Origin of the sequence: Streptomyces avidinii, from assembly GCF_045161815.1 — a bacterium.
Classification (GTDB): domain Bacteria; phylum Actinomycetota; class Actinomycetes; order Streptomycetales; family Streptomycetaceae; genus Streptomyces; species Streptomyces avidinii.
On the sequence record NZ_CP108863.1, the window covers coordinates 8,705,857 to 8,731,563 of the forward strand.

The following is a 25,707-nucleotide window of genomic DNA, read 5'->3' on the forward strand; positions in this document are numbered from 1 at the left end:
TCCCTGTCTGGTCGAATCGGTGACGGGCGGACGGCGGACGGCGGACGGCGGGCGGCGGGCGACTACGGCAGTCGCGCGGGGGGCTCCCCGGCGCAGGCGCGCGCCAGGGTCGTGAGCGCGTCACGGGCGAGGTTGCGGGTGAGCCCGACCTTGAACGCGTTGCCGCGCAGCGGCCGTGCCTGCGCCAGCTCGGCGTCCACCGCCCGGAGCACGTTCTCGTCGGTGAGCGGCGCACCGGTCAGCAGCTGTTCGGCGACGGTGGCGCGCCAGGGCCGGTGGGCGAGCCCGCCGAAGGCGAGGGCGACGTGCCGCACCCGGCCGTCGGCGAGTTCCAGTACGGCGGCGACCGAGGCGAGGGCGAAGGCGTACGAGGCCCTGTCGCGGGCCTTGCGGTAGAGGGAAACGGCGCCGGGGGCCGCCGGGGGCAGGACCACGGCGGTGACGATCTCCCCGGGGTGGATGACGGTGTCCTGCTCGGGCTGCGCTCCGGGCAGCCGGTGGAACGCGGTCGCCGCGACGTGCCGGGGCCCCTGCGCGTCGCCGTACAGCTCGATTCCGGCATCCAGCGCGGCGAGTGCCACGGCCATGTCGGAGGGGTGCGTGGCGACGCAGTGCTCGGAGTGGCCGAGGACGGCGAGGTCGCGGTGGGTGCTGTCGAGGGCGCCGCAGCCGGTGCCCGGTTCGCGCTTGTTGCAGGGTTTGGACACGTCCTGGAAGTACGGGCACCGGGTGCGCTGGAGCAGGTTCCCGCCGGTGGTGGCCACATTGCGCAGCTGCCCGGACGCACCGGCGAGCAGGGCCTGGGACAGTGCGGGATATCGGCTCCGTACGAGGGGGTGCGCGGCCAGGTCGGCGTTGGGCACGGTGGCTCCGATACGGAGACCTCCCGTGGGCAGTTCCTCGACCCGGTTCAGCGGGAGCCGGGAGATGTCGATGAGGGCGGTCGGCGTCTCGACATCGTGCTTCATGAGGTCGACGAGGTTGGTGCCCCCGCCGAGGTAGCGCGAGCCCGGTCGGCGGGCGTGGGCGTCCACGGCTTCCTGGAGGCTGGTGGCCCGGACGTAGGCGAAGGGCTTCACGCGATCACATCCGGACTCGGAGGGGTTGCCGGCGCGGAAGGGGCGGTGACATCGGCGCCGTTCATCTCGGCGCCCACCTCGGCGACGGCTTCGACGATCCCGTTGTAGGCACCGCAGCGGCAGAGGTTTCCGCTGAGCCGCTCGCGGATCTCCTCGGCGGTCAGGGTGACGGGACCCTCCGGTGTCGCGGTGCCGGTGACGTGCGAGGGGTGCCCGTCGGCCGCCTCTCCGAGGACGCCGAGGGCGGAGCAGAGCTGCCCCGGCGTGCAGTAGCCGCATTGGAAGGCGTCGTGCGCGAGGAAGGCCCGCTGGAGCGGGTGCAGCGAGCCGTCCGCGTCGGCGAGACCTTCGACGGTGGTGACCTCGGCCCCGTCCTGGGCCACGGCGAGCAGCAGGCAGCTGTTGGCGCGCCTGCCGTCGACGAGGACGGTGCAGGCGCCGCACTGCCCGTGGTCGCAGCCCTTCTTCGTCCCGGTCAGCCCCAGGATCTCGCGCAGGGCGTCGAGGAGGGTGACACGATGGTCCACATCGAGATCACGGTCCGTGCCGTTGACCCGGAGTGCGACCCTCGAACGGTGAGCGCCGTCCGCGGTGGCGCCGGGCGGCCCGCCGGCAGGGTCGGGTCCGGAACCGGCTTGATGCATGGGACGTGCTCCGCTCGCAGCCACGACTGTCCTTCATGTCCGTTTCAGGCAGATATCCTCTCGACTGCCCAGCCTCGGACATTCCACGCGTTCCGGCGTCCTGGGCGCGCCGTCACGTGCCGCCCGCCCCCTCGGTGGTCGATCGGAACGCGCCGTGTCCCGTGCGGTCGCGAAGGGTGACCGGGCCGCTCGCCGCCACGGTCGGGAGCCGATCGACCCGTTCGATCGTTCGATCGTTCGAGGGGGCTCTCCGCCCTGAGCGGGGTAGGTGCAGGGGACAGGGGCAGGGGGTGACTGGAGGAGGTGGCGATCATGGCTCGTCCCGTATGGGCCGGAACTCTCTCGTTCGGCCTGGTCGGCCTGCCGGTGGGCCTCTACACGGCCACCGACAGCCATACGATCCGCTTCCATCGGCTCGAGCACGGTACCGCGGACCGGATCCGCAACCGGCGCGTGAACGAGCGGACGGGCAACGAGGTGCAGCTCGACGACATCGGTCTTCACGGAAGCGGACCATGGCGAGCTGGTACTCCGGGTCGAGCAGGCCGGCTTCCCGGTCCCATGCGTCGCCGCCGGGCAGCAGGTCGCGTACCCGCTCGAGCAGTTTGTGGGCCGACGTCCGCTCGATGACCGTTTCCACGGCGAGGTTGGTGACGTAGCGGACCATACCGAGCTGGTCGAGGTCCTCGAACTCGCTCGCGTGATCGGTGAGCAGCCCCTTGGCCACGAGCTGCAACAGGACGTGGTTGTCGCCCTCGAAGGTCGTGAACACGTCGCTGTCGCTCTTGAGTGCGGCGAACCGGTTGACGGCGAGATAGCCGGCGCCGCCGCACGCCTCGCGGCACTCCTGGACGACCCGGGTGGCGTGCCAGGTGCCGAGCGCCTTGATGCCGGCAGCCCGTGATTCGAGCCGGCGCCGCGCCCGCGCGTCGTCCTCCGTGCCCGAGAAGACCTCGTGCAGCTGCGTGCGCACGACGTCCTGCGCCATGTGCAAGGCGTACGTCCGGGCGATGAGCGGCAGCAGGCGGCGCTGGTGCAGACCGTAGTCGAGGAGCACCTGCTCCTCGGTGCCCGTGCCCGCCGCGAACTGCCGGCGCCGCACGGCGTACTTCGTGGCGATGGCCAGGGCGACCTTGGCGACATTGATCCCGGCGCCGGCAACGCTGACCCGGCCCTGCACCAGCGTGCCGAGCATGGTGAAGAAGCGCCGGTCGGGGTTGTCGATGGCACTCTCGTAGCCGCCCTCGGGGGTGACGTCGGCGAATCTGTTGAGCAGTGCCTCGCGCGGCACCCGCACGCCGTCGAACCGGATGCGGCCGTTGTCCACGCCGTTGAGCCCCATCTTGCGGCCGTCGTCCTCGATCCGGACACCGGGCGCCGTCTCGCCGCCGACCCGGACGGGGACGACGAAGGCGTGTACACCGTGGGACCGGCCGTCCACTTCCAGCTGGGCGAAGACGACGGCCAGTTCGGCATGGCGGGCCGCATTGCCGATGTAGTCCTTGCGGGCGGGGTCGTCGGGGGTGGTGATGACGAACTCCCGGTTCGCGGCGTCGTACGTCGCGACGGTACCGAGCGCCTGGACGTTGGAGCCGTGCCCGGTCTCGGTCATCGCGAAGCAGCCCATGAGCTTCCCGGTGATCAGGCCCGGCAGGTACGCCTCGTGATGGCGCGCGGTGCCCAGATGAAGGATCGCGCCGCCGAAGAGCCCGAACTGCACCCCGACCTTCACCAGGACCGACAGATCGCCGAAGGCCAGCGTCTCGAACGCGGCGATCGAGGCCCCGATGTCGCCGCCCTCGCCGTACTCGGGGGGAAAGCCCATGCCGGTCTGGCCCGTCGCGGCCAACCCGACGACGACCTCGCGCACCCGCTCGCGGTACGCGTCGATGTCGAGGCCGTCAGCCTCCTCCAGGACGGAGGAGTACGTCGCAAGGTTGGTACGGACGAGGTCGCGGATCCCGGCGTACTCGCCGTCGAGCACCTCGGTGAGCGCAGGGACGTCGAACTCGGGCTGCACGTAGCCGGTCGCGGGGGCGGAAGCGTTCTCGGTGGCCATGCCGCTCCGCTACCCCGCCCCGGGACGATCAACCGGGGCGCACGAGTGGCGTGGCCGGGGGAGAGAGTCGCTACGGGTGCGTGGTCGCGCGGGCGGCTTCGGGTGCCGGGCCCGCCGGGTCCTTCACGACGCCGCGCTCCGGCCCGGGGGCCGGGATCAGGGCGGCGACGGCGGCACCGACGGATGTGCTGTGCGCAGGGCGTCGGCGCGCAGCGGCCTGGGGGCCGCGGCCACCCTGCCCAACCCCGCGCCCCCGCTGCTGCGCAGGCCGCAGGCCTGATCGAGCCCCGGTCGGCCGGGGGCGATGTCCGCACGGGCCGGATGGCCGGCGCGAGTGGCGGCGTTGGTCCGACTCCCCGGAGTGTCCCGCTCCGGATCACCGGCGCCCGAGCCGCGCCCCGGTCATTGGTCCAGACCTATTGACGGGCCTTGTTGCCGTCCCTACGATCCGGTCCGGCACAGCCCCACATGTCCCCCACCTCACCCGAGCCGGGCGTCACGCCCCACGCGCCGGTCACGACCATGGCGCTCGGCGGGAAGGGAGCACAGCATGTTCCGTCGGAGGTCACGTACTCCACATCCGTCGGGCCCTACGGGCCCTTGCCCGTCTCCTGGCCGCGGCGGAGGCCGCCGGCCCCGCCATGCCGAGCAGGGACCGACCATCCTGATGCGTTCCCTCGCCGGGGTGAGCGCCGCCGCCCTCATCGGTGCCGGCATCGCCGTGGCCGGCTCCGTCACAGCCGGGGCCGCTACCACCGAGTCGGTGGCCAACTCCGGCTTCGAGAACGGGCTCTCCGACTGGACCTGCTCCGGCGGATCCGGCACGACCGTCACCAGCCCGGTTCACTCCGGTGCCGCCGCGCTCAAGGCCACGCCGACCGGCCTGGACAACGCCCGGTGCACCCAGACCGTCAGCGTGCAGCCCAACTCCCAGTACACGCTCAGCGCCTACGTCCAGGGCAGCTACGTCTACCTGGGCGCCACCGGCACCGGTACCACCGGAGCCCCGTCCACCTGGACCCCGAACACACCGTCGTACGGCCGGCTCAGCGTCGGCTTCACCACCGGGCCGACCACCACCTCGGTGACCGTCTACCTGCACGGCTGGTACGGGCAGCCCGCGTACTACGCGGACGACGTCTCGCTCGCGGGCCCCGGCGGCACCAGCCCCACACCCACACCGACACCGACGCCCACCCCCACGCCGAAGCCCACCCCCACGCCGACACCGACGCCCACGCCCACGCCGACACCCACACCGACGACGACGTCGCCCGGCGACACCTGCCCCACGAAGCCCAGGCCGTCGGGGAAGGTCCTGCAGGGATACTGGGAGAACTGGGACGGTGCCCTGAACGGCGTCCACCCCGGCATGGGCTGGGTCCCCATCACGGACAGCCGGATCGCCGCACACGGCTACAACGTCATCAACGCCGCCTTCCCGGTGATCCTCTCGGACGGCACCGTCCTGTGGCAGGACGGCATGGACGTCAACGTCAAGGTCTCGACCCCCGCCGAGATGTGCCGGGCCAAGGCGGCCGGGGCGACGATCCTGATGTCGATCGGCGGCGCAGCCGCAGGCATCGACCTGAGCTCCAGCGCGGTCGCCGACCGGTTCGTGGCGACCGTCGTCCCGATCCTCAAGAAGTACAACTTCGACGGAATCGACATCGACATCGAGACCGGCCTCTCCGGAAGCGGCAGCATCAACACGCTGTCCGCCTCCCAGGCCAACCTCGTGCGCATCATCGACGGCGTGCTGGCTCAGATGCCCGCCGGCTTCGGCCTGACCATGGCTCCCGAAACCGCGTACGTCACCGGCGGAAGCGTCACGTACGGATCCATCTGGGGCTCCTACCTGCCGATCATCAAGAAGTACGCCGACAACGGGCGACTGTGGTGGCTGAACATGCAGTACTACAACGGCAGCATGTACGGCTGCTCCGGCGACTCGTACCAGGCCGGTACCGTCCAGGGCTTCACCGCGCAGACCACATGCCTGAACAACGGCCTGGTCATCCAGGGCACCACCATCAAGGTGCCCTACGACAAGCAGGTGCCCGGCCTGCCGGCCCAGCCGGGTGCGGGAGGTGGCTATATGGCGCCGAGTCTCGTCAGCCAGTCGTGGAACGCCTTCGGCGGTTCGCTGAAGGGGCTCATGACCTGGTCGGTCAACTGGGACGGCTCAAAGGGCTGGACCTTCGGCGACAACGTCAGGTCCCTCCAAGGCCGTTGATGCCTCACTGCCTGCGCTGCGTTGCGCTGCGTTGCGCTGCGTTGCGCCCCGCCACCGCACAGCAGTGGCGGGGCGCCCTTCTCCCGTCGGGGAACGGTCAGCGGCCACGAGAAGGTCAGCTCATGGTGCGGCTTCGCAGGCGGCCCCGGTTCGCCCGGCGGGAGAGACGCCGTTGCTCCCGCTCCGCCCAGCGGCGGACGCGTTCGGGGTCGAGCGGGACGCCGTGGCCGACGTGGAGTTTCGTGGGGTCGAGGGCGAGCATGGCGCGCAGGCTGGCCAGGTTGTGCAAAGGATCGTCGTGGAAGGGCGGGTTCGCCGGTTTGCCGGGGATGAGGCCCATGAAGGAGTTGGCCACGAGGTCGCCCGCCACGAGGTCTCCGCCTTCGGTCAGGACGGAGACGGAGCCCGCCGTGTGGCCGGGGGTGGGCATGATCCGGGCGTCGAGCCCGAAGTCGGTCAGGTCGGTCTCACCGTGGATCAGGATCCCGGGTTCGAACGGATCGGTCGGGACGTGCAGTTTGCGGTTGCGGTTCATCAGGCGGCCCATGGGGCCGGTCGGCAGGTGGGGCATGCGAGCCCGGCCGGTGCGGAAGGGGTCGAGGTCGGCGACGTGGCCGGCGACCGGTGCGCCGGTGAGGCGATGGAGCTCCGCGGCGGAGCCGAAGTGGTCGATGTGTCCATGGGTGATGACGATCAGGGCGAGGTCGGAGGGGTCGACACCGTGACCGGCGATCCGGTCGCGGATCAGCCTTCCACTGCCGGGCGTTCCGGCGTCGACGAGTACGGGGCGCCGGCCGAGCAGGAGGTAGGCGTTGACCGTGTGCTTGCCGAGCACCGGTATCGGAATGATCTTCGTGCGGGACATGGGGATGGGGGCCTTTCGGCTACGGGGCCGCGCGTGGGCGTGCCTCGGCGTCCGCCGGTCGGTGGGCGGTCGGGCGAAGGGGAAGAACGGGGTCAGGGGCGGGGCGGAGCGGGTCGGGTTCAGCGGAAACGGCGGCGGTATTCGGCCGGTGTGGTTCCCAGCTGGCGCTGAAATGTCCGGTGGAGGGTCTGGAGGGAGCCGAGCCCGCTGGTGGCGGCGATCTGCGGCAGACCGGCGTCGCTCTCCTCGAGGAGCCGGCGGGCGGTCTCCAGCCGGGCGGATTCCACGTACGCGGCGGGCGTGGTGCCGGTGCGCTGCGCGAAGAGCCGGGAGAAATGGCGTGGGCTGAGACTGACGCGCCGGGCGAGCGCCTCGGCGGACAGGTCCGCCTCGGGGTGTTCCGTGATCCACTGGCGGAGTTCGCCGATGCGGTCGCAGGTGGGCTCCTGGACGGAGAGCGGCACACTGAACTGGCTCTGTCCGCCGGAGCGTTTGACGTACATCACCATCATGCGGGCGGTGGCGAGCGCCAAGGCGTGTCCGTGGTCCTCGGCCACCATCGCCAGCGCCATGTCCATCCCCGAGGTGATCCCGGCGCAGGTCCACAGCGAACCGGAGCGAACGAAGATCGAATCGGGGTCCACGCTGATCTCGGGGTGCTCGGCAGCCAGCTGCGCGGCCGTGAGCCAGTGCGTTGTGGCGGACCGGCCGTCCAGCAGGCCTGCCGCCGCGAGGAGATGGGCGCCGGCGCACACCGAACCGGTGCGCCCGGCCTCGGGCACCGCGGTACGGAGCCAGTCCGTGACCACGGGATCGACGACGGCGCGAGCGCCGCCCTCCTTCGGGTGGGTGACGGCGCCGGACACCAGCAGGGTGTCGACCCTGCCGGTCACCTCGTCGAGCCGCAGGTCGGCGAGTAGCCGGACACTGCTGGAGGTCGTCACGGGGCCGCCGTCCGCCGTCGCGATCTCAACGGTGTAGCGGGGGTGTTCGTCCGCGGTCACACGGGAGGCGACCGAGAACACCTCGGCGGGTCCTGTGACGTCCAGGAGCTCCACGCCGGGAAAGGCGACGATGACGACACGGTGGGGTGCGGGCATGCACTGATCCTCTTTCCTGCGCCCCCGTGTCCGCAATGACGAGGTTGTCTCAGATCCGGCCATCGGGTCGGCGGAGGACGGTTTCCCCACGTCCGAGGAGTACGGCCGGCCCCCGCCGGGTGGCGGCCAGCACGACGCGGTCCTCCGGCTTGAGCACGTACCCCGGGTGCAGGTCCCGGACCAGCCCCGACTGCCGCGACGTCCCTTCTGCGGGGGCGGAGGCGAGGTCCGGCATCGCCCCGTCCTCGTACAGGCGCAGTACGGCCCGCAGGTTCGGCTTGACGCTGCGGGCGTACAGGGCGGCCTCGAGGTTGGTGGTGTCCGAGCTGGTCAGGGCGAGCAGGGAGTGGGCCCGGTGGACACGCGCCGACTCCAGTACGCCCTCGTCGGTCACGTCGCCGATGATCACGGGCACCCGCAGTGTGCGGGCCAGCGCGAGGCCGCGTGCCTGCGGGTCGGATTCCACGCACACGACCGGGATCTGCAGTTCCCGCAGCCGGGCCGGCACCCTCGTGCCGATCTTGCCGAGCCCGAGCAGGACCACGTGGCCCGACAGCCCGCGCGGGGGCCTGCGCAGGACGGTCGCCGTGCGAAAAGCCCCGAGGGCCTCCAGAGCGGCAGCCACCAGCACCGGGAGCAGGGGCAGGCCCACGAACCCGGCCAGGATCTGGAGGACCTGGCGCTGGGTGGGGTCTCCCACTGCGGGGTCGTTGATGGCGAAGATGTCGAGCAGGGTGATGTACGCGGCGTGCAGGGGATGGTCGCCGGTCGTGACCCGCGACGCGACGGCGAGAGCTGCCACCGCGGCGACCATCCCGGCCATGGACCAGCGCAGCCGCCGGGAGAACAAGGAGGCGACCGGGAGCGCCCCGGCGCCGAGTCTTTGTCTCCTCCGGGTCGGGCCCGTGTGCGTGACCGTTTCGAGGGCCAGGATGCCTCGCCCCGTCGCGGCGGCGACGGCCCGGTCGTCCGGCAGCAGCTGCGGGCCGCGGTCCCCGCTGGATTCCGCGCCCTCGGCGCCTGCCGGGTCACTCGTCGTCGCGGACAGGAGCGCCAGGGTGCACAGGCCGGGGTCGGCCACCTCGCCTCTCCCCGGAGGCGTACGCTCCACCGCGCGCAGCAGGAGACCGTCGGCCTGGACCACCTTGCTCGTACCCGCGACGGCGCTTGCGGCCAGCGCGGGCGCGGCCGTATCGGCGTCCGAGAGCACGGTGGTCGAGGAGTCCAGCTCCCGCAGGTCGATACCCGGCTCCGCCACCATCGCGGCCTGGTCCAGGAGCTCCTCCAGGTGCTGGCCGAGCTTGCGGTTGTAGAGCCGGATCACCAGCCGCAGCCTCGGGTTGAGCCGGCGTGCCACCAGGGCGGCCCGGACGTTGGTGTCGTCGTCCTCGTAGACGAGCGCCAGGGCGGCGGCCCCGGCCACCCCCGCAGCGGCCAGTACCCCCTCGTCCGGCTCCGCCGCGTCCAGGACCTGCAGCTCCCGCACCGCCGGCGGCCCGCCGCCCGCGGTCCGTCCCCGGGGCAGGGGGACCCGCCCCAGCAGCCCGCGCCCCGGTACCCCGGGAGCACGGCCGACACTGGGCGGAGTGTCGCGGGCGGCGGGCGCTACGAGCGTCACCCCCTCCTTGTAGACCTCCCGCAGCTCGGAGGCCAGCCGACGGGCCAGCCCGTCGTCGCCGCATACGACCATCCGCCCATCAGGGGCGGGCTGTTGAGGCTGTTGATACCGAAGACACCGCCCAAGGATGCCCTGACCGCAAAGCCGGATGCCGTGGGCCATGGTCGGCGCCGCGGCGCTGAACCGCCGGGCAGTGTCGCAGGGATGGGCCGGGGCCGAGCGGTGGACCAGTACCGGAGGCCGTCACTTCGTCGCGCTGCGCGCCTGCCGCTGAGCCCGGTTACGTTGCCGGGTCCGTTGCCGCGTCCGTACGATCAGGACGACGGCCGAGGCGGCGAACAGCGCAGCGGTGATCAGCAGCCACCGGGCCAGGAAGCCGTCCGCCGGGAGCGCGGTCGCGGCGGTGTAGTGCCCGACCTGTTCCAGGATCAGCGGCCACCAGACCAGCAGCAGGACACCGGAGACGAACCCGGGCACGCGGACGTGGTTCACGCTCACCCGCGGCGCGGGCCGGCCGTCCTCCGGGCCACGGGTGAACAGGGCCTGCGCCGCCCGGTCGGTGAGCGAGTACAGGGGGAGCAGTACGAGGTCGTGGAGGAGGGCCGCCCCGACGAACCACAGGGCAACGCCGACGGTGTCCCCCTCGAACAGGCGCAGTCCGGCGTAGAGCGCGAGGGCGAACGAGGCCAGGACGAGGAGCAGGTGCAGCGGGGAGGCGCCGTAGCGGCGGCGGAAGGCGGTCGGAGCGCTCATGCCGGCTCTCCGAACGTCAGACGGGTGACCCACTTGGTGTTGTGCACCCCGGGCGCCCCGGGGACGATGATCCGCGCCGGAAAGCCGTGGTCGGGCGAGAGCGTCGCCCCGTTGACCCGGACGGCCAGGAGCGAGCGGCCGTCGCGGACCTGGTTGTCACGCAGCACCGCCGAACGGAAGGAGCCGCCCCGCTGCACCGACTCCACCAGCACCTCGGGCGTGCCTACGCCGAGCCCGACGAGGGCGGCGAGATCGGTGAGCCGGACCCCGCTCCACTGCTGGTCGGTGGTGGACCAGCCTTCCACACAGGCGATGGGCAGGGCCGCCTCGTGCTGCGCCATGGCCAGCAGTTGCTGGTACGTCAGGTCGACCTGCCGCCCGGCGCCGCGTACGGTCAGCCGCCAGGCGGGACCGATGTCGCTGGGCCGGATGCCGACCGAGGCGGCGGTCTTGTTGATCTGGAAGCCGTTCGGGCCCGAGCCCGGGTCCCGGCCGTGAGGGGCCAGCAGCGCGGTGTTCCGCCACCACCCGCCGATGCTCTGCCCCGCCGTGACCACCAGCAGCGCCACCGAACCGAGCCCGACCATGGCCAGGGCGCCCCGGCGCGAGATGGTCGGCGCCGAGGGGCGCGGCGCGTCCGGCCCGGCCGCCTCCTCGGCACCCGCGGCGGGCTCGCCGAGACGGCGCCTGACGGCACGCAGGGCCCTGGGCAGCCGGAACGTCACGTGCACCACGAAGGCGCCGATGAACACCCAGGCTCCGTAGAAGTGCAGCGTGTAGAAGGAGCCGGGGAAGATGTAGTGCAGCTGCACGTTGAGGATGCCGGTGACGAACTCGAAGCCGGCGCCGCCGACCAGCAGGACCAATGACAGGCGGTCGACGGCGTGGCTCACCGAGCGGATCGGGGGCCACTCGAACAGCTTCGGAATGACCGACCACAGCTTCGCCAGCAGCACGGGCACCAGCACGATCCCCAGCGTCACGTGGACGCCCTGGGTGAGCCGGTAGAGCCAGTACGGCGACGTCGGCCAGGAGAACAGGTAGAAGCCGAGCCACCCCTTGTCCGGAGTCTGGTCGTTGACCGCCGCCAGATCCGGGTTGTACGCGGCGTACGACAGCAGGCCCGTCACGAACAGCACCGTGATCCCGAACAGCAGGACCAGCCCGAACACCGCGGTCAGCCACGGGCCCCGGAGCGGGCTGCGCCAGAACTCCGGCCGCGCCGGCCCCGGGGGAGGCCCCGCGGACCCTGCGGACTTCACGACCGCACGCAACCGTGCCACCGGCCCGGGCCCCGTCTCCTCGGCGGCACCAGGCTTCCCGGGCGTGGCGGCCCTCCCCGCCGGACCATGGTCCGACGCGCCGTCGTCGCTCCCGGACGCGTGACTGTGCGGGTGCCGTGGGGTGCCGCCCGGCGGTTGCCCGCTGACGCTCTCACCCATCAGGAATCCTCCGCCCACAGCCGTGCCGAGCCCACCGGACAGCCACTCTCACCGAGGACCTCCGGATCGGAGCCGCGCAGCCCGCGTGACACGCCGGAAATGCCCCCCTGAGCCTGACGAGGGAGTCTCGTCGTGGCGAGGGTGATGCGCATCAAGCGCCGCCCCTGTGCGCAGCAAGCCACGGCGCAGTGCCCAGGGGGCTTTCGTAGCTTTCTGCCGGCGCTGAGGGCGTGCTATTCGCTGGCCAGCAACGGGGCCGCCCAGCGGGCGAACTGGTCGAAGCCGCGCGGCTCACGGCCCGTCAGTTCCCGTACCGAGTCGGTGGTTGTCGCGTTCTCACCGCCGCGCAGCGCCTCGAAAACGGCCACCACCTGCTCCGCGAGCCACTGCGGCAGGCCGGCCTGGGCCATCGCCGCGATCGCCGCGTCGTCCGGAACGTCCACGTACTCGATCGGGCGGCCCAGGGCACTCGACAGCAGGCGCGCGACCTCGGCGTAGGTGATCGCCTCCGGCCCGGTGAGGACATGAGTCCGGCCGTCCTGCCCGGACGTGACCAGCACCGCGGCAGCGGCGCCGGCGACGTCATACGGATCGACCATCGCGATGCGCGCGTCACCGGCGGGGAGGAAGAAGCGGCCGGCCTGCCGGACGGTCGTGGCAGAACCGAGGATGTTCGACATCATGTGGCTCGAGCGCAGCACCACTGCCGGGATGCCCGAGCCGCGCAGGTGCTCCTCGATACGGCCGTGCTGGTCGAAGAAGACCGTCGGGGAACCGACCCCTGCCCCGATCGTGGACAGCATGACCACCTGCCGGACACCCGCGGCCGCTGCCGCGTCGATCGCGTTCGTCCCGTACTCCACCTGCCTGGGGTCGTTCGCGCAGAGGAGGAACATCCGCTCGACACCGTCGAGTGCCCGCCGGACAGACGCCGGCTCGGCGAAGTCGCCGTGCGCCAGCTCGGTCTCACCGCCGAGAACGGCGGCCGCACGATCCGGGTCACGGACGAAGGCACGGACCGGAATGCCCCGCTCACGCAGCTCCGCGACGACCTTCGCACCGACGTTCCCTGTCGCGCCCGTCACCAGCACCGTCGCCATCTTGACTTTTCACTCCCCGAGGTCGGCCTGCGTCAGCCCAAAGTATCCGAACGGTGACACTGGGTCGCAGAGCGAGGCCGTCCAGGTGTGTCTCTTCCGTCGAGGCTGTGACCGTGCTTCCGTGATGACCGACCCGAAGGGCGGTCGGCGTCCAGGTCGGCCGGTCGGCTCGGATCATGTTCTCGGCCGGTTGCTGCTTGCCGCCGGGGAAGAAGTGGTGGATCGAGCCGAACGGTGCGTCCGCCTCTCCGCTCCAGGATTACAGTGGAACGATCCATCAAGTGGGGGTAGCGATGCCGAGGATCGAGTTGTCGTCCGGGCCGATCGACTACCAGGACACCGGCGGTGAAGGGCCGGTGCTGGTGTTCGGCCACGGCCTGCCGATGAACGAGACCCAGTGGCGCAAGGTTGTCCCACAGTTGGACGGATACCGCTGCGTCCTGCCCACGCTGCCCCTCGGCGGTCACCGTCTCCCGATGAATCCGGATGCCGACCTGTCCCAGCGAGGTGTCGCCCTGCTCCTGGGCGAGTTCATCGAGAAGCTCGCTCTGGATCAGGTGACCCTCGTGCTCAACGACTGGGGCGGGGGCCAGTTCCTGGTGTCGGAAGGGCGGGCCCGGCGGATCGCGCGCCTGGTGCTGGTGGCCTGCGAGGCCTTCGACAACTTTCCCCCGGGGCCGGCCAAGGCCATGGCCCAGGTGTGCAGGGTTCCCGGCGGCGTGCGGCTCCTGACGAGGCTCATGCGTATTCCCGCGTTCCGCCACAACCGGGGCGGATACGGCGGGATGAGCCTGCGTGGGATCCCCGACGAGATCATGGACGACTGGTTCGCTCCTGCCACCCGAAGCAGGGCCATTCGCAGGGACTTCGCCAAGTTCGCCACCGGGGCACCGGACCGTAGGACCTTGCTCGACTGGAGCGAGCGGCTGAGTGACTTCGACCGCCCGGTACTGGTCGTCTGGGCCACCGAGGACCGATTGATGCCGCGTGAGCACGGTCCCCGCCTGGCCGAACTGTACCCGCAGGGCCGGCTGATCGAGATCGCCGACTCGTCCACCCTCATCCCTGAGGACCAGCCCGAACGGCTCGTCGAAGTACTCACCGACTTCCTGGTCCAAACCGGAGCAGAGCCGGTCCGGCAGGTCGACCGAGCGCGAGAGCAGCGGCCGGAACGGGCCGTCCGGCGCCGCATCAGCTGAGTACGATCACCTACTCCGGTCTGAGTATGCGAGGGGTTGCCCGCCGCGCGCGGCGCCGGAAGGGTGGGCGCATGCGTCGACTGCTGCTGCTCGTAACGTTGTTGCTGCTCACCGTCGGCTGCGGGGTGGTGCAGTCCTCCGAGGACGAGGCGACGGACGCTGCACGGGAGGTGGCCAGGAAGGCGGGCCGGCGTCTCTACGGTCAGCGTCCGCGCACGGCGGAGGAAGTCGGGCGCTCCGCTTCCGGCGTCGACGGGGTCGAGGTATTGCGGGTGACGGGTACCTCGACACGCACCGGGAAGGGCGTCGACGTGGTCGTCCGTACGTCCGGTTCGGCGTCCGGGGGGTGGCTCGCGCCCGAGGAGGTCGTCGTGCGGCGCTGTTTCACGCTGCGGGTGTCACCCGAGTCGGAGTGGGACGAGGATCCCCGTGACGTGGACTGCCCGGACGGGCCTGCGCTGACCTTCGCTCCGCCGCCCGAACCGCCCAGGCTGCCGTACGAGGAGCTCCGCGCGAAACTTCCCCGGGTGCCGGAGGACGGTCAGGTGGACGAGGCCGAGGTGCGGGGAACGCTCACCGCTCTGAACCTGGATCCGGCGATCCGTACCGAGGTGAAGGCGGACGGCGGCCGGGTCGGCGTTCTCCTGTCGGTGCAGGGCAACGGCTTCGACGCACAGGACTGTCTGCTGGCCCGCGTGGGCCCCGGCGCCACCGAGGTGTGGGTGCCGCCCCGGATCCAGCGAATGCCCGGAGAGGGCGGCTGCGCCGTCGGCAACGCCCTGGACCCGAAACCGTCACCGCACTGAACGGGGCGCCGGTGAGGGCTGCTCACCGGTTGATCCCCGGGCATGCCCCGCTGGTGTACCGCGGGTCCGTTCGCAGCCGGTCAATTGTGGATGGATTCCGGTCAAGCAGGGGTGGGGTTTTCGGCCGCATGGTCGGATGTCCCCCTCTGCGGGATCCGGCGAGTGCGAGGCGCAGCATGGCAGCGACGACCGAAGAGCCTTTCAGGGCTCTGCTGGAAGCGGCACCGGACGCGATGGTGATCGTGGACGACGCCGGGGTGATCCGCCTGGTCAACGCCCAGACCGAGGCCCTGTTCGGCTTCCCGCGGGAGGAACTCCTGGGGCGGCCCATCGAGGTGCTGGTTCCCGAGCGGTTCCGCGGTCAGCATCCCAGCCACCGGCTGGGCTACGCGGCCAGCCGCCAGGTGCGCCCGATGGGGGCGGGGCTGGAGCTGTACGGGCTGTGCCGGGACGGGCGCGAGTTTCCCGTGGAGATCAGCCTGAGCCCGCTGGAGACCCCCGAGGGGCTGCTGATCTCGGCGGCCGTGCGGGACGTCAGCGAGCGCCGGGCAGCCGAGGAACGGTTCCGGGCCCTCCTGGAGGCGGCCCCCGACGCGATGGTGATCGTCGATGAGAGGGGCATCATCCAGCTGGTCAACGCCCAGACCGAGGCGCTCTTCGCATATGCGCGCGAGGAACTGCTGGGGCGGCCCGTCGAGGTGCTCGTACCCCACCGGTTCCGCGGCCACCATTCCGACTTCCGCAACGGCTACTTCGTCAACCGGCAGGTCAGGCCGATGGGGGCGGGGCTTGAGCTGTACGGGCTGTGCCGGGACGGGCGCGAGTTCCCGGTCGAGATCAGCCTGAGCCCCCTGGAGACCCCCGACGGGACGCTCGTCTCCGCGGCCATCCGCGACGTCACGGAGCGCAAGGCCGCCGAGGAGATGCTCGCCGCGCTCTACGAGCAGCAGCGCCACGTCGCTCTCACCCTCCAGCGCAGTCTCATGGGTTCACCGCCGGACGTGCCGGGGATGCCGACTGCGAGCCGCTACTTCCCCGCCCGGCAGGGCGCCGGTGTGGGTGGGGACTGGTTCGACCTGATCCCGCTGGGTGGCGGCCGCGTCGGCGTGATGATCGGCGATGTGATGGGGCGCGGGCTGGACGCTGCTGCGGTCATGGGGCAACTGCGGTCCGCCTCCCACGCGCTGGCCAAGACCGGGATGCCGCCCTGGCAGCTGATGCGTGCCCTCGACGCGGTGGTCAGTGAACTCCCGGACCAGTTCGTCACCTGTTGCTACCTCGTCGTGGACGCGGACGCGGCCGAGATCACCGTTTGTTCGGCCGGCCATCTGCCGGTCCTGCTGGCCGCTCCGGGCGGCGAGGTGAGCCGGTTGCCGGTCGAGGTGAGCGTGCCGCTCGGGGTCGGCGAGGTGCCCCACCACGAGAGTCGGCACGCCGTCGAGCCGGGCTCGGTGCTGGCGCTGTACACGGACGGCCTGGTGGAGACACCGGGCAGCGACATCGAAGGGCAGGTCGACGGGCTCGCCGCGGCGCTGGAGAAGAGCCTCGCGACGACCGCATCCCTGGAGGGCGCGGCGGACCGGTTGCTGACGGATCTGCTCCCGGATGCCAACGACAACCCGGACGACGTCACCCTGCTCCTGGTCCGCATCCCCGAAACACCCGCCACCGCGCGGAGCGTCGTCCTGGACGCCGCCCCGAGCAGCGTGGCCGAAGGCCGCCGCTTCCTGCGCGCCACCCTGGCGGAGTGGGGCAAGGACGACGAGCAACTGTGTGAGACGGCCTGCCTGCTGGCCTCCGAGCTGCTTTCCAACGCCGTCCGCCACGGCAGCGGGCCCGTACGGCTCAGGCTGCGGCAGGCCGGTCGAGAACTGGGCGTCGAGGTCTGCGACGGAAGCCCGGTGCTTCCCCAGGCCCGCTTCGCCGCCCCGGACGCGGAATCGGGCCGGGGCCTGCTCCTCGTCGACTCCCTCGCCAGATCCTGGGGCACCCTACCGACAGCGGAGGGCAAGGCGGTCTGGTTCTCCCTGCCGTTGCCCTCACCGCGTCGCCGACAGTGAGCGTCATGGGTGACGCGAGGGGGCGGCCGCGGCTTCGCGCGGCCGCCCCGCTCATGGAACCTCACCCGCTCCGCGGCCCCCGACCGGGCAGGTGGATCCGGAAGGCGTCAGTGGAATACCACGTCGCACACGGACAGGAAGAACTCCCCGGACTTGCCGCCGTTAGCGCCGTCAGGGGTGTCCGGGCCGCCGTGACCGCCCCAGACATGCACGATCGCGGCCCGCCCGCTCCGGGTCGGGAGGGTGGCGAACTCCCAATGGGTGGAGTCCTCCTCACGGTGCGCCCCCTGGACCTCGACCAGGAACGGAACGGGCTCCAGGTCCTCCCACGAGAGTCCGCGGCGGGGATCCCACCCGTCGCGGGTGAGGAACCAGCGGTGCGACCAGGTCTCGTCCGTGTGATAGGCCGTGTAGTCGTACGAGAACGTGTGGCTTTCGGCGGAGGCATCCAGCCGGGTCGTGGGCCAGTCGCCGAGATCCGCGCCGGGCACCAGGTCGAGACCCGCGAACGCCGGGTTCCCGGTGGACGCGACGGTGTTGCCCTCGAAGAACTTCCGGTACTCCAGATACCGCAGGGCGTGGTTCCAGGGGTAGTCGGCCAGCATCCGGTCCGCCCCCGGCAGCACCTCCTGCCAGGTGGTGCTGGTGTTCTCGGCCCGGGCCTTCGCACAGATCACAGACGGGTCCTCGTCCCTGATCGCGGCGGCGGCCCGGCTGCGCGGGTCGTTCATCGTGCCGTGTCGGGGAGCGGGGGTGGCGCCGGACTGCGCGCCCCGAGCCTGTTGAGGGGCGGACCAGGGCACCGCAGCGCTCGTGGCCACGGTGACCTCGTTGGTGAACGCGGTGAACGAGCCGTCGACCTTGGCCCGGATCTTCACCCGGTACTGGGGGTCGGGTTCCTCGCCCAGGTCCACCCAGTGGGAGTTGGACGGGGACCAGTCCCAGGCCGGCCAGTGGAGGTACACCGTCTGCCGTGCCTGACCGTTGATCCACACCTCGTAGACGTGCGGGTAGGGGGCGTTGCCCTCGTTCCAGTCGGACGGCGGGGGCCAGGCCCCGTGGTCGGGCCGGTTGTCGCCGATCTGCCACCGCAGGTGGATGCCGAACACCTGGTGGTGGCCGTCGGATCGGTGCTTGATGTCGGCCAGGAGCCCGGAGGGTGCCTGGATGTCGGTGCTGCTGCTCATGAAGTCCTTCTCGTCAGGCTTCGAAGGAGACCAGCGGAGCGCACAGCCATGCTGCTTCTCCGTCGAAGAAAGAGGATCTTGGCTTCTTGATCCTTGCGGGCCCCGGCACGGTTGTTCGCCCGCGCCGCACAAGTGATCGTTTCTGCTGCCGGACCGTCACCCGGAGGGCTCAGCGTGCCTCCCCGGCTGCGCCGCGAGTTGCGGGCCGCCCGCGCGGGAGTCGGTACCGGCTCCGCACGAATCGAAGGAGGATCGCATTTTTAGGTCATCTGACCTAAACTCTGGGACATGATCACCGAACCGCACGACGAGCTGCGCCCGGACCCCTCCGGCCCGGTACTGATCACCGGCGGATACGGCACCGTCGGCGCCGAGATCGCCCGCATCCTGGCTGTGGACACCCCCACCCTGCTCACCGGCCGCAACCCCGACCGGGGCGAGGCGCTGGCCGCCGAGGTCGGGGGCGAGGTCCGTGCCTGGAACCTGGCGGACCCCTCCCCCTTCCGGGCGGGCGTCCGGGCTGTCATCAGCTCGGTCAACGACCCCGAGGACCGGGTGCTGATCGCCGCCGCGGCCGCCGGTGTGCCCTACGTCGACATCACCCGGTGGACGGGCCGCCTGCAGCGGGCCGTCACCGTCGCCGCCCTGCACCGTCCGGCCGCCCCGGTGCTGCTGTCCTCCGCCTGGATGGGCGGGGTCAGCAGCCTGGTGGCGGCCGCGCTGGCCGAGGAGCTGGGCGGCGCCGAGCAGGTCGAGATCGCCGTGCGGTGGGACATGGCCGACCGGGCCGGGGCGGACTCCGTCGAGTTCATGGACCGGCTGGGTGTGGCGTTCGAGGTGGTGGACGGCGGGAGGCGCCGGCTCGCCTCCCCGATGACGGAGTCCCGTACGGTCCGCATCGACGGAACACCCGTACGCGTCGCCCGCATCGACACCCCGGAACAGTTCACCCTGCCGCTGACCCTCGGCACCACCACCGCAGCCACCCGCATCGGATTCAGTTCCCCGGCCGCGACCCGGGCCCTCCTCGCCCTGCGGGGCACAGGATTCTTCCGATGGGCCGGCGGGGAACGCTGGGCCCCCGCACGCAGGGCCCTGCTCCACTCGCCGGGCGACGGCGGAACGGCCCGGCTGCGCGTGGACGTCACCCATCGCGGGCACACCCGTACCGCGACCGTCACCGACCCGCTCGGCCAGCACCACCTGACGGCGGTCGGGGCCGTCCTGGGCCTGCGCCGCGTCCTCGGGACCGACGGTTCCCCCGCCCCCCGGGGCGTGGTGTTCCCCGAGCAGCACCCGAACCCCGCCCGCGTGGCCGAGCTGCTCACCGCACACGGGGTCGGCCTCGCCCTCGATGAGAACGACGCCGTCGTCACGGGCCGCGGGCGGGCCGGAACGCGGGCCGCCGCATGAGCGCCGCAGCCGGACCGACCTCCAAGGGCCGCCAGCGGCGTACGGCTCTCCTCGACGCGGCCGAGCGCGTCCTCACGAGCTCCGGCGGGTCCGAACTGACCCTGCGGGCCGTCGCCGAGGAGGCCGGCGTCCGGCTGGGCCACCTCCAGTACTACTTCCCGGCCCGTTCCGCCCTCCTGTCGGCGCTCCTCGACCGCATCCTCGCCTCGTCCCTGGAACGGGTCACCGCCCTCACCGTCGCGCGTACACACGGCGCCGACCGCGAAGCCCTGCTCGACGCCGTCCTCTCCGACCACGACGACCCGCGCCTGGTGCTGCTGTTCACCGAGGTGTGGGCACTGGCGGCCCACGACGAGGAAGCGGCCGCGGCGGTCCGCGCCTTCTACGACCAGTACGTCACGCACGTCGCCGCGTTCGTCCGGGACCACGCGCCGGGCCTGAGCGAGGCCGAAGCACAGCACAGGGCCGAGGTGTTCGTCATGCTGATGGAGGGGGCCGCCCTGTTCCGCTCCGGCATCACCGGCCGCCGGACCGCCGGCGCCGACGCCCGCCTGCGCGAGACCGCGCTCACGCTGCTCGGGGGTGCCGTCAGCCCCTGAGCCCCGACCGAACGGCGCTTGCTCCGGGCGGGCGGAACATGACGACCGGCGGCCGGAGCGCGCCGGCCGCCTACAGGAATGCACTCCGAGCGGGGCCCTTCCGTGCCGTCCTTTAGCCGAAGTTGCTTAACCAGCTCCGTCCCGAGGCCGGCAGCACTATCGTCCACATCTCCTCATGACCTCCAGCCCTGCCAGAGTCCGTCCTGTCGTCCCGGTGGGCCCGACCCTCCAACTTCTGCTCCGAACGGCCGAGTTGCGGGCTGCGGTGCACCGCTGACGACCGCCACCTCGGAGACTGACTGTTCATGCACACCGGATCGCCTGCCGCGAGGACGTCCCTGACCGTCCTCGCGCTGGTCGCAGCCGTACTCGCCCTGGTCCTCGGCGGGGCGGGATCGGCCTTCGCGCACGCCGGCCTCAGCGCTTCCGACCCTGCGGACGGCAGCGTCCTCCAGGCGGCTCCGCAACAGGTCACACTCACCTTCACGGAGTCGGTCAGCTTCTCCGACGACTCACTGAGAGTGCTGTCTCCGGAGAATGAGCGGGCGAACCCACGCCCGGCCCAGCACGTGGACGGCAAGGACAACACCGCACGGGTGGAGCTGTCCGACGAGCTTCCCCAGGGCACCTACACGGTGGCCTGGCGCGTCGTCTCCGCCGATGGCCACCCGATCTCGGGCGCGTTCATCTTCTCCATCGGCAAACCGTCCGACACCACCGTCGTGGTGGCGACCGGATCCCTCGAGGACACGGCGGCCGGGCGCCTGTACGGCTTCCTGCGCTATGTCGCCTACAGCGGACTGGCCCTGCTGGTCGGAGCTGCCGCCTTCGTCCTCGTGTGCTGGCCCACCGCAGGCGCGGTTCGTGCCGTGCGCAGACTGCTGGCAGTCGGCTGGGTGGCACTGGCGGCGTCGACCGTGGCCCTCTTGTTGCTCCGCGGCCCGTACGAGACGGCCGGCGCGCTGACCTCCGCGTTCGACCTGTCGCGGCTGGGCCGAACCGTCACCGGGAGACCCGGGATCGCACTGATCGCTCGGCTTGTTCTGCTCGCCGGTGCCGCGGTGCTGCTGAAACGGCTGGCCGTACTACTCGACCGGCACGATGACGGAAAGGTGCCGGATGACGTCGGCGCCCCTGTCCGCCTGGCCGGGGCAGCGCTCGCCCTGGCCCTGGCGTTCACTTGGGCCTCCGCGGAACATGCCTCCGCCGGCATCCAGGTGCCGCTGGCCATTCCCGTCTCCGTGCTGCACCTGCTGGCCATGGGGGTCTGGCTGGGCGGCCTGATCACGCTGGCGATCCTCCTCCGGCGCCGAGAGCCCGGCAGCAGTGCTGTCCCGGCATCCGCGATCGGGCGCTTCTCCACCCTGGCCTTCACCGCCATTGCCGTGCTGGTCGGCACGGGGACGTACCAGTCCTGGCGGCAGGTCGGCTCGTGGGAGGCGCTCTCCACCACGTCGTTCGGCAGGATCCTCGCCGTGAAGATCGCCGCAGTGGTTCTCGTGCTGGGGGTGGCGTACTTCTCCCGCCGTTGGACAGCCCGCCTCGTCCACGAGGGGTCGTCCCCGGCCGCGGAACCGCCGGCCGTGCCCGAGCCCGAGCGGGTCAGGGTCGTACAGACGGTCGGTGCGCCGCCTTCCCCCACGGGATCAGAACCCGGCAGCACATCCGGTACACCAGCAGGGGGTGAGCCGGGCGACGACACCGAGCCGCCCGCCGCCGAGACCGACGGGTACCGGCGCAGCCTGCGCCGCACGGTGGCCGCCGAGGCCGTACTCGGTGTCGTGGTCCTGGCGATCACGACCTTGCTCACCGGAACCCAGCCCAGCCGCGCCGCCGCCGACAGGGCACCGACGGCCACCGCGCAGGAGCCACAGGCGAAGGTGGTCACAGTCCCGTTCGAGATGGGGACGGCCAACAAGAGGGGCACGGTGCAGATCACGCTCGCGCCGGGACGCGTCGGCGAGAACACGGTCGAGGCCATCGTGTTCACCGCGGACGGCGGCCTCGCCACCGTCCCCGAACTCCGCCTCACCCTTACCCAGGACGACCTCGGGATCGGCCCGCTGGACGCCAAGCTGAAGAATCAGAAGGGGTACTGGGCGGCCTACGACCTGCGGCTGCCGATGCCAGGGGTCTGGACCCTGAACGTCACCGTGCGCACCACCGACATCGATCAGGTCACCGTGCGCGATACCGTCCGCATCACGTAGTCATCACCTGGTCATCACGTAGCCATCGCGGGGACGGAGCGGAGACCGGTGCCGGTGCCGGGGCCGCCACACGCGTGCGACGCCCCGGCCCCGGCCGCCCTTCCTGTCAGGCCCCGCCACTGTTGCGGCGCATCCACCAGAAGGCGCCGGCAGCGACGAGCAGGAGCACGGCCGCGACCACGCCGACGACGGTGCCGGTACTGCTGCCGGCCTCCTCCGCGCTCGCCGCCTCGACGGGAGCCGCCGGGGTCGCCGCCAACACCTGGGCAGAGGGGACGGTGCTCGGCGCCGGAGACGGCGTCGGACTCGGGGCGATCAGCCTGGCACCGGGGGCCGCCGCCTTCAGTTCGAGCAACGGAGCCGGGTTGTCGACCTTCTCGCCGCTGGTGGGCACCTCGATCCAGCGGGAGATCGTTCCGTCGCTGTAGGTCTCCAGCGTCTTGAACGCCAGGGACTTCTCGTCGGGCAGCTGGCGCACGGTGATGCTGTACTCGGCATCGGTGCCGGTGGCCAGGGCCGGGCCACCGATCGCGTACCCGTCCGGGGTGGCCGTCAGCTTCCACTCCTTGGGAGCGTCCTTGAGTGTCACGGCGTCCGGAGCGATGCCCTTCGGGAGTACGACCCGCAACTCCGCGATGCCCGCGGTGTCCGACTCCGCCTCGGAGGTGAAGGACAACGTGACGTTCTCGGCGAGCGCGCGCGGATCGGAGGCCGTGACCTCGGCGTGCGCGGCGGCCGGCCCGGCAGCCACGCCCAGGGCCGCCAGGGAGGCAACGGCCACGAAGGCCAGCCGGCGCAGGTGGAGACGGATGTGTGATCCGTTCATGATGGAGGAACCCTCTCGGTACGCGGGACGGTCCTCACCGTGCGGGTGAGGGGCCGGCCAGGATTGGGGGAGCGTCTCCTGCGCATCCGGCAGGAGGCCCCCGTCGCACCACCGCGTGACAGAGCATCGTCATCACCGTCGGCCGTACGGCAAGCCCGCTGAGCGGGGCGGGTATCACCGACCGCAGGCCGGGCCGGAACCATGGCCGGCGGCCGGCACCGAAAGCCGCGACGGCAGCCGCAACCGCCGACTGGGCCCAGCGGCCCACCATCTCCGGCACACGGCTCAGCACTTGATCCGCCCGGTGCATGAGCAGGGCCATCACGCATGCGGCCACGCAATGAGCAGCCGTCATGGCCCACGCCGCATGGTGCGAGGTGTGCCCGACCTCCAGCACACCGTCGTGTGCTCCGGCATGCCCGTCACGTACATGCCTCTGCCTCTGCAGGGACAGAGCACCGTGCAGGAGGAGCTGTGCCAGCCCCGTCGCCGCGAGCACGTACCGGCCGGGCAGGGGTCGACGGGCCACCGGCCAGGAAAGAGCGAAGGCGGCCAGCACCCCGACCGTCGCCCGCCGCCAGGAAACCGTGTCCTGCGCCGCCAGGTGATGGCCTACGACCGCCAGCGCCGCGCTGAGCAGTGTGAACACGGCAGCCCGCAACCACCGTCCGCTCCGCCACGCAGGCTGCGGACAGGAGCGCATCCCCGCACGGGCATCGGCCATGTCGGGGCCATCATCGGCCGCACACCGTTGCGGTCGGCCCCCAACTGTCAATTGCGGAGCAGTTTTCCCGGGTCCGCGTCGCTACGTTCTGGAACGGGAACCGGAACCGGACCGGATCCCGGACGGACCCTCCCCGGGGCGGTCAGGGTGTGCAGCCGGGCGCGCAGGGAGGTCAGCCGGATGCGCAGCCGCTGCGGCGGCGTGGGCGGTATGCCGCGGGAACTTCCGCGCGCGTAGTACCGCTCGACGTAGTACTGGCCCGCGCTCAGCACGGTCGTGACGGCGATGTACCAGAGGGTGGCGACCATCAGCAGCGGGATCACCTGGTAGTTCTGGTTGTAGGTCAGCTGTACCGAGTACAGCAGGTCGTGCACGGCCAGCACACTGACGATGCTGGTGCCCTTGAGCGTGCCGATCAGCATGTTCCCGGCGGTCGGCACGATCGACCGCATCGCCTGGGGAACCACGATCCGGCGCAGGGTGCGTCGCCTGCTCAGGCCCAGTGCCTGGGCGGCCTCGGTCTGGCCGGGGTCCACGGAGAGGATGCCGCCGCGCACCACCTCGGCGGCGTACGCGGATTCGTGCAGGGTCAGGCCGATGACGGCGGTGAGGGTCGGGCCGAGCAGGTTCACCGTTTCGATGGTGAAGAGCTGGGGTCCGTACGGGATACCGAGGCCGAGCGTGGGGTACAGGGCGCCGATGTTGAACCAGAACAGCAGCTGTACCAGCAGCGGTGTGGACCGGAAGATCCACACGTATCCCCAACTCAACGTCCGGAGCACCGGGTTGGCCGACAGGCGCATGACCGCCAGCACGGTGCCGAACAGGAACCCGAGCACCATCACCGCGCCGGTCAGCCACAGGGTGAGCAGCAGCCCGTCGAGCACGGCGGCGGTGGTGAAGTACCGTCCCACCACGCCCCACTGGAAGGCTTCGTTGCGGATGACGGAGGCCAGTACCAGCGCGAGGACCAGCAGTGCGGCGGCGGCGGACAGCCGGCGGCCGATGTGCCGACGCGGCACGATCGGCGGCAGCTCGGTCCCGGGGATGCCGTGCGCCCCGGAAGGCTTCGCCAGGAGGGCGGCTGCCCCGGCGCGGGCAGCGGTGGTGGTGGTGTCGGGCACGTCGGCGTGATCGGTGACATCGGGCGGGGTGGCCATGGGGAGGGTCTCCAGGGAGGGGTGCGGGTGTGGACGACCACCCGGCGGCACGGCACGCGGAAGTACGGCACGGGATCCGTGCGGTTGCGGTGCTGCCGGGAAAGGGGTACTCGTGTCGTCACGCCCACCGCGTCCCTCAACGCGGGCAGAGGGCCTGCCGTATGGGCGGGGCCGCTCCGTGGCCGATCGTAAGCGCTTACGGCCCGGCCCTGTCAACCACGCGGGGCCCGGGCGGCCGAGGCGGTTCGGCATCCGGCCTTTGCTTGACGAAGAGCCGCTTGTACTGCTCAAGTAGTCACATGAATGCCCGTCAGCGCCTTGTCTCGCGCGACTACATCGACTTCGGTCGGGTGTGGTCCGCGGCGTGTTGCGCCTGACGCGGCAGTGGGCTGTCTGATCGGCCCTTCCCTCCCTCGGTAACCCCGTCGCGGGCCGAGATCTCCCTTCGCACCACCACCGGACGCGGGCCGTGAGCCGTACAGGCGCACCGCTGCGAGCCGGGGCGTGCGCTGCCGCCGTACCGACCCTCCCGACGCTCCGCGTCGTCACGCCCTCATCGACCCACACGTCCTCGCAGACGACTCCCACCAGCCCCTCACGGCGGTGCGCGGGTGACCTCCCCGGCAC

At 71.5% G+C, this 25,707-nt stretch carries 18 protein-coding genes and 2 pseudogenes; 8 read left to right on the forward strand and 12 right to left on the reverse strand.

Translation table 11 applies throughout. The annotated features are described in order from the left end of the window. Positions 1-62: 62 nt before the first annotated feature. The gene (locus OG373_RS39660; RefSeq protein WP_405443748.1) at positions 63-1,079 is read right to left on the reverse strand and encodes an FAD binding domain-containing protein; all 1,017 of its coding nucleotides are present in this window, start codon (positions 1,077-1,079) and stop codon (positions 63-65) included. Next, a complete protein-coding gene (locus OG373_RS39665; RefSeq protein ID WP_405443750.1) occupies positions 1,076-1,723 on the reverse strand; it encodes a 2Fe-2S iron-sulfur cluster-binding protein in 648 nt (215 codons plus the stop codon). The genes OG373_RS39660 and OG373_RS39665 overlap by 4 nt, the downstream gene beginning before the upstream one ends. Positions 1,724-2,035: 312 nt before the next feature. On the opposite strand from OG373_RS39665, the pseudogene OG373_RS39670 reads away from it, so the two are divergent. Next, positions 2,036-2,218 (forward strand): annotated as a pseudogene (locus OG373_RS39670) (Ku protein); the annotation flags it as partial. A 1-nt stretch (position 2,219) separates the two neighbouring features. Here OG373_RS39670 and OG373_RS39675 read toward each other — a convergent pair. Further along, positions 2,220-3,782, reverse strand: a pseudogene (locus OG373_RS39675) (acyl-CoA dehydrogenase family protein); the annotation flags it as partial. A gap of 667 nt (positions 3,783-4,449) precedes the next feature. Here OG373_RS39675 and OG373_RS39680 point away from each other — a divergent pair. Further along, positions 4,450-6,018, forward strand: a complete 1,569-nt coding sequence (locus OG373_RS39680; RefSeq protein ID WP_405443751.1) for a carbohydrate binding domain-containing protein — start codon at positions 4,450-4,452, stop codon at positions 6,016-6,018. Positions 6,019-6,133: 115 nt separating this feature from the next. On the opposite strand, the gene OG373_RS39685 is transcribed toward OG373_RS39680, so the two are convergent. The 6 genes from OG373_RS39685 to OG373_RS39710 form a co-directional block, all read right to left on the reverse strand. Then, the gene (locus tag OG373_RS39685) at positions 6,134-6,883 is read right to left on the reverse strand and encodes an MBL fold metallo-hydrolase (RefSeq protein ID WP_405443752.1); all 750 of its coding nucleotides are present in this window, start codon (positions 6,881-6,883) and stop codon (positions 6,134-6,136) included. Between the two features lie 119 nt (positions 6,884-7,002). Continuing rightward, positions 7,003-7,983, reverse strand: a complete 981-nt coding sequence (locus tag OG373_RS39690; RefSeq protein ID WP_405443753.1) for a GlxA family transcriptional regulator — start codon at positions 7,981-7,983, stop codon at positions 7,003-7,005. 49 nt (positions 7,984-8,032) lie between these two features. After that, positions 8,033-9,673 (reverse strand): potassium channel family protein, encoded by a 1,641-nt coding sequence (locus OG373_RS39695; RefSeq protein ID WP_405443754.1) that lies wholly within the window; start codon positions 9,671-9,673, stop codon positions 8,033-8,035. Positions 9,674-9,844: 171 nt separating this feature from the next. Further along, positions 9,845-10,354: a hypothetical protein gene (locus OG373_RS39700; protein WP_405443755.1), complete on the reverse strand. Its 510-nt coding sequence runs from the start codon at positions 10,352-10,354 to the stop codon at positions 9,845-9,847. Then, positions 10,351-11,616, reverse strand: a complete 1,266-nt coding sequence (locus OG373_RS39705) for a molybdopterin-dependent oxidoreductase (protein WP_405443757.1) — start codon at positions 11,614-11,616, stop codon at positions 10,351-10,353. Before OG373_RS39705 ends, OG373_RS39700 begins: the two co-directional genes overlap by 4 nt. A 413-nt stretch (positions 11,617-12,029) precedes the next feature. Next, positions 12,030-12,896: an SDR family oxidoreductase gene (locus tag OG373_RS39710; protein ID WP_405443759.1), complete on the reverse strand. Its 867-nt coding sequence runs from the start codon at positions 12,894-12,896 to the stop codon at positions 12,030-12,032. 293 nt (positions 12,897-13,189) lie between these two features. Between OG373_RS39710 and OG373_RS39715 the strand changes: the two genes are divergently transcribed. The 3 genes from OG373_RS39715 to OG373_RS39725 all read left to right on the forward strand — a co-directional run bounded on the left by OG373_RS39715 (position 13,190) and on the right by OG373_RS39725 (position 16,961). Next, complete coding sequence (locus OG373_RS39715; protein WP_405444367.1) at positions 13,190-14,095, forward strand: alpha/beta fold hydrolase; 906 nt, start codon at positions 13,190-13,192, stop codon at positions 14,093-14,095. A 71-nt stretch (positions 14,096-14,166) separates the two neighbouring features. Next, positions 14,167-14,901: a translation initiation factor IF-2 gene (locus OG373_RS39720; protein ID WP_405443760.1), complete on the forward strand. Its 735-nt coding sequence runs from the start codon at positions 14,167-14,169 to the stop codon at positions 14,899-14,901. 176 nt (positions 14,902-15,077) lie between these two features. Further along, the gene (locus OG373_RS39725) at positions 15,078-16,961 is read left to right on the forward strand and encodes a PAS domain S-box protein (RefSeq protein ID WP_405443761.1); all 1,884 of its coding nucleotides are present in this window, start codon (positions 15,078-15,080) and stop codon (positions 16,959-16,961) included. 107 nt (positions 16,962-17,068) lie between these two features. On the opposite strand, the gene OG373_RS39730 is transcribed toward OG373_RS39725, so the two are convergent. Next, complete coding sequence (locus OG373_RS39730) at positions 17,069-18,148, reverse strand: lytic polysaccharide monooxygenase auxiliary activity family 9 protein (RefSeq protein WP_405443763.1); 1,080 nt, start codon at positions 18,146-18,148, stop codon at positions 17,069-17,071. A gap of 288 nt (positions 18,149-18,436) precedes the next feature. Between OG373_RS39730 and OG373_RS39735 the strand changes: the two genes are divergently transcribed. From OG373_RS39735 to OG373_RS39745, 3 genes are all read left to right on the forward strand, one after another. Then, entirely contained in the window at positions 18,437-19,561 is a 1,125-nt protein-coding gene (locus OG373_RS39735) for a saccharopine dehydrogenase (protein WP_405443765.1), read from the forward strand. Then, a complete protein-coding gene (locus OG373_RS39740) occupies positions 19,558-20,160 on the forward strand; it encodes a TetR/AcrR family transcriptional regulator (RefSeq protein ID WP_405443767.1) in 603 nt (200 codons plus the stop codon). Before OG373_RS39735 ends, OG373_RS39740 begins: the two co-directional genes overlap by 4 nt. Positions 20,161-20,465: 305 nt before the next feature. Beyond that, positions 20,466-22,370: a copper resistance CopC/CopD family protein gene (locus tag OG373_RS39745; protein ID WP_405443768.1), complete on the forward strand. Its 1,905-nt coding sequence runs from the start codon at positions 20,466-20,468 to the stop codon at positions 22,368-22,370. A 106-nt stretch (positions 22,371-22,476) separates the two neighbouring features. On the opposite strand, the gene OG373_RS39750 is transcribed toward OG373_RS39745, so the two are convergent. Both OG373_RS39750 and OG373_RS39755 read right to left on the reverse strand, forming a co-directional pair. Further along, complete coding sequence (locus OG373_RS39750) at positions 22,477-23,196, reverse strand: DUF1775 domain-containing protein (protein WP_405443769.1); 720 nt, start codon at positions 23,194-23,196, stop codon at positions 22,477-22,479. A gap of 771 nt (positions 23,197-23,967) precedes the next feature. Further along, positions 23,968-25,080 (reverse strand): amino acid ABC transporter permease, encoded by a 1,113-nt coding sequence (locus OG373_RS39755; protein WP_405443770.1) that lies wholly within the window; start codon positions 25,078-25,080, stop codon positions 23,968-23,970. Positions 25,081-25,707 lie beyond the last annotated feature (627 nt).